The organism is Nocardia sp. NPDC003345, assembly GCF_053589395.1.
Genome location: NZ_JBSFRU010000429.1, coordinates 1 through 4,560, shown reverse-complemented (window position 1 = coordinate 4,560; position 4,560 = coordinate 1). Strand labels below are relative to the sequence as shown.

Genomic DNA, 4,560 nt, shown 5'->3' with positions numbered 1-4,560 from the left:
TGGCGAGCAGGGTCACCTACCCACCCTCGACCGGCAAGGCCACCCACCTACCTTGCGCAAGCAAACTCACCTCCCCACCTTGGCGAGCAAGGTCACCTGTCTCACCTTGGCGAGCAAGCCCGCCAAAAACTCCTTCACGGCCCCCGTGTGACAACAGGCCACCGCCCCACCACCGCTTCCCGATGCCCACCGCGCGTATCCACAGAACGCACCACCCCTCGTCGCCGAGTCATACGAGACCCTGAACCTCGAGCGGAGGCGGTCCAGGATTACAACTTCCGCAACCGGAGGCGGTTGATGGCGTGGTCGGAGTCCTTGCGCAGTACCAGGGTCGCGCGGGGGCGGGTGGGCAGGATGTTGTCCACCAGGTTCGGGCGGTTGGTCGAATTCCAGATGTCCTTCGCCGCCGCCGTCGCCTCGGAGTCGGAGAATTTCGCGTAGTGGTGGAAATGGGCTTTCGGATCCGCGAAGCCCGTTTCGCGCAGGCTCAGGAACCTGCGCACATACCAGCTCTCGATATCTTCGATCCGCGCGTCGACGTAGATGGAGAAATCGAACAGGTCCGACACCATCAGGCGCGGGCCGGTCTGCAGGACGTTCAAACCCTCGACGATCAGGATGTCGGGTTGGCGGACGCAGTGGAACTCGCCGGGCACGATGTCGTAGGAGATATGTGAATAGACGGGTGCGCACACTTCTTCGGCGCCCGATTTCACCTCGGTGACGAAACGCAGCAGTTTGCGCCGGTCGTAGCTCTCGGGGAAGCCCTTGCGATGCATGATGCCGCGGCGGGTGAGTTCGGCGGTGGGGTAGAGGAATCCGTCGGTGGTCACCAGGTCGACGCGCGGATGGTGATCCCAGCGGGCCAGCAGCGCCTGCAGGACGCGGGCGGTGGTGGATTTACCCACCGCCACACTGCCGGCGACCCCGATCACGAACGGCACCTGTTTGTCGGGGTGGGATTCACCGAGGAAGGTCGCGGTCGCCGCGAACAACCGCTGCCTGGCCGCCACCTGCAGGTGGATGAGCCGGGCCAGCGGCAGGTAGACCTCCGCGACCTCTTCCAGATCGATCTGCTCGCCCAGGCCGCGCAGGCCGATCAATTCCTCTTCGGTGAGCACCAGGGGAGTCGATTTGCGCAGTTCGCGCCACCGCTTCCGGTCGAACTCCACATACGGGCTCGGCTCGCTCGCCTTGGCCATCTACTCAGCGCTCCACTCTGCCGGACACTGGTGTTCGCGGCGCCGCTCGTGCAGGAGACCGTCGTTGCCGCCGTCCCGACGTGGGTCGGTCCGGACCGCTGACTGTGCCCTCATGGCTGAATTCTGCCCCCGCGAGGGAATCGGACGGACGAGGGGGTCGGTCCGCGGCTATCGTCGGGACCATGCACGCCCACCCCCTGGTGACCGAATACCTGCGGCTCGGTCTGGCATTCGACCGGCTCGAGGAGGGATTCGTCGACGCCTACACCGCCGACCCCCAACTGCGCCGGGACGTGCAGAACGCGCCCGCTCCCGAACCTCGCGATCTCGCCCGCACCGCCGCGCGGCTGCGCGGTGAACTGCCGTCCGCGGGGCTGGAACCGCAGCGGACCGCTTTTCTCGAGGCGCATCTGCGGGCGCTGGAATGTTCCGGCCGCAAATTCGCCGGCGACGAGATCGGCTTCGTCGACGAGGTGTCCGCTTATTTCGATGTGGATATCGCGGCCGGGGACGAGGCACAGTACCGGGAAGCGCACCGCAAGATCGACGAGGTGCTGGGCGGGTCGGGCCCACTGGCCGAACGGATGGCCGCGCATCGTAAGGCCGACGAGATCGCACCCGAGCGGCTGGAGGAGTGTGTCCATGCCTTCTCCGGCGCGCTGCGCGAACTCGTGCGGGCGCGGTATCCGCTGCCCGACAACGAACATGTCACCTACGAGGTGGTCGGCGACAAACCGTGGTCCGGGTTCAACTATTACCTGGGCGGCTACCACTCGAAGGTCGCGATCAACTCCGATCTGCGCCAGCCCATGGCGATGCTGCCCAAGCTGATCGCGCACGAGGCGTATCCGGGGCATCACACCGAGCACTGCCGCAAGGAGGCCGGCCTGGTGGCGGCCGGTCAGGGGGAGCAGCAGATCTTCCTGGTGAACACCCCGCAGTGCCTGATGGCCGAGGGGCTGGCCGATCTCGCGCTCCGGTCCATCGTCGGGCCGGGATGGGGTGTGTGGGCGCAGGAGATCTACGCGGACCTCGGCCTGCGGTTCGACGGGGAACGGGCCGAACGGCTCTCCGAGGCATCCGGGCAGCTGCTGAGTGTCCGCCAGGACGCCGCGCTCATGCTGCACGACCAGGGCAGGAGCGTCGACGATGTGGCGGTTTTTCTGCAGCGCTGGTCGCTGACGACCGCCGAACGCGCCCGGCAGAGCCTGCGCTTCCTCTCCTCACCGCTGTGGCGCGCCTACACCAGCACCTATGTGGAGGGCTACCGGCTGCTCGGCGGCTGGCTGGACCGGGCCACCGGCGAAGACGACCGCGCCGAGCGATTCCGCCGCCTGCTCGACGAACCCCTGATCCCCTCCACCCTTCGCGCAGCCGCGTAACCGGCTCCCCATACACTGGCGTGGTGACGCAGACGACCGCCTCTGTCAATACCCAGTCCCTCGGTGAACTCGATCCGGAACTCGCGGCCGCGATGGCGGGTGAGCTCGCCCGGGAGCGCGACACCCTGGAGATGATCGCGTCGGAGAACTTCGTGCCGCGCGCGGTACTGCAGGCGCAGGGCAGTGTGCTCACCAACAAATACGCCGAGGGGTACCCCGGCCGCCGCTACTACGGCGGCTGCGAGCACGTCGACGTCGTGGAGAACCTGGCCCGCGAACGCGCCAAAACCCTGTTCGGCGCGGATTTCGCGAATGTGCAGCCGCATTCCGGCGCCCAGGCCAACGCCGCCGTACTCATGTCGCTGATGGATCCCGGCGACCGCCTGCTCGGCCTGGACCTGGCGCACGGCGGTCACCTCACCCACGGCATGCGGCTGAACTTCTCCGGCAAGCTGTACGAGGTCCATTCCTACGGGGTCTCCAAAGAGGACCACCGTGTCGATATGGAGAACGTCCGGGCCATCGCCCGCGACTCCAAACCGAAGGTGATCGTGGCCGGCTGGTCGGCCTACCCCCGGCACCAGGATTTCGCGGCGTTCCGGGAGATCGCCGACGAGGTCGGCGCCTACCTGTGGGTCGATATGGCCCATTTCGCCGGACTGGTCGCGGCCGGACTCCATCCCTCGCCGGTGCCCTACGCCGACGTGGTGTCCTCCACCGTGCACAAAACCCTGGGTGGTCCGCGTTCGGGACTGATCCTGGCCAAACAGGACTACGCCAAAAAGCTCAACAGCTCGGTGTTCCCGGGCCAGCAGGGCGGCCCGCTCATGCACGTCATCGCGGCCAAGGCGGTCGCCTTCAAGATCGCCGGGACCCCCGAGTTCGCCGAGCGCCAGCAGCGCACGGTCTCCGGCGCCAAGATCCTCGCCGAACGCCTGACGGGCGCCGATGTGGCCGGTAAAGGCATCAGCGTGCTCACCGGCGGCACCGACGTCCATCTGGTGCTGGTGGACCTGCGCAACTCCGACCTCGACGGCCAGCAGGGCGAAGACCTGCTGCACGAGGTCGGCATCACCGTCAACCGCAACGCGGTCCCGTTCGACCCCCGCCCGCCGATGGTCACCTCCGGTCTCCGGATCGGCACGGCCGCCCTCGCGACCCGTGGCTTCGGCGACACCGAGTTCACCGAGGTCGCCGATATCATCGCGACCGCCTTGGCCGGCGGGTCGGATCTGGACGCGCTGCGCGGCCGGGTCAAGAAACTCGCTCAGGACTTCCCGCTCTACCAGGGCCTGGAGGACTGGAACCTGTTGTGAGTTGGAGCGGCGGCTTCGCGGGGTGGGGTGGGGTGACCACTTCGCGAAGGTGAGTTCGGAATGACGAGTAAGGTCACCTCCCCACCTGAACGAGTGAGGGTATGCCAGCCCGCCCTCCCGGCCTAGGCTCGAAGGTATGGAGAGCGAGCTGACGCAGGACGCCGTGACCACGGTTCGGGAATTCTTCACTTCCATGGAGGTGGGGGCGCTCGACGAGGCGCTGGAACTGGTGCATCCGGATATCGTCTGGAAGAACACGTCGCTGCCGGATGTGCGGGGGGCGCGCCGGGTCGGGAAGCTGCTGCGCGGACTGGACGGGGACCGGTTCGGTTTCTCGGCGACGATGCACCATATCGCCGCCGATGGAGATATCGTCCTCACCGACCGCACCGATTTCCTGCGGTTCGGGCCGGTGACCATCGAGTTCTGGGTGATGGGCACCTTCGAACTCCGCGACGGCCGGATCATCCTGTGGCACGACCATTTCAGCTGGGAGAACTTCCTCCGCGGCACGGCCGTCGGCGTCATCAAGGCGGTTTTCGGAAAGTAACCGCATGGGGCCACCGATTACGCGGCGAGTTCAGCGAGCCCCTTGAAGGGTTCGGCCCGCGTCGGCTCTCAGCCCTCGAAGCGCATGTGGCGAAGCCACAAGTCTCGAGG

4 protein-coding genes are annotated in these 4,560 nt (G+C 66.9%); 3 read left to right on the top strand and 1 reads right to left on the bottom strand.

Annotated features, from left to right (window positions below; all coding sequences use genetic code 11):
- Positions 1-269 precede the first annotated feature (269 nt).
- On the bottom strand, positions 270-1,202 hold the full coding sequence (gene coaA, locus ACWDU1_RS29910) for a type I pantothenate kinase (protein WP_450003591.1): 933 nt from the start codon (positions 1,200-1,202) through the stop codon (positions 270-272).
- 182 nt (positions 1,203-1,384) lie between these two features.
- Here coaA and ACWDU1_RS29905 point away from each other — a divergent pair, with 182 nt between their 5' ends.
- From ACWDU1_RS29905 to ACWDU1_RS29895, 3 genes are all read left to right on the top strand, one after another.
- Positions 1,385-2,584 (top strand): DUF885 domain-containing protein, encoded by a 1,200-nt coding sequence (locus tag ACWDU1_RS29905; protein WP_450003590.1) that lies wholly within the window; start codon positions 1,385-1,387, stop codon positions 2,582-2,584.
- Positions 2,585-2,607: 23 nt separating this feature from the next.
- Entirely contained in the window at positions 2,608-3,900 is a 1,293-nt protein-coding gene (gene glyA / locus ACWDU1_RS29900) for a serine hydroxymethyltransferase (protein WP_450003589.1), read from the top strand.
- 136 nt (positions 3,901-4,036) lie between these two features.
- Positions 4,037-4,450, top strand: a complete 414-nt coding sequence (locus tag ACWDU1_RS29895; protein ID WP_450003588.1) for a limonene-1,2-epoxide hydrolase family protein — start codon at positions 4,037-4,039, stop codon at positions 4,448-4,450.
- Positions 4,451-4,560 lie beyond the last annotated feature (110 nt).

Coding starts and splice junctions, on each gene's coding strand:
- coaA (WP_450003591.1), bottom strand. CDS start 1,202: ATGGCCAAGGCGAGCGAGCCGAGCCCGTATGTGGAGTTCGACCGGAAG.
- ACWDU1_RS29905 (WP_450003590.1), top strand. CDS start 1,385: ATGCACGCCCACCCCCTGGTGACCGAATACCTGCGGCTCGGTCTGGCA.
- ACWDU1_RS29895 (WP_450003588.1), top strand. CDS start 4,037: ATGGAGAGCGAGCTGACGCAGGACGCCGTGACCACGGTTCGGGAATTC.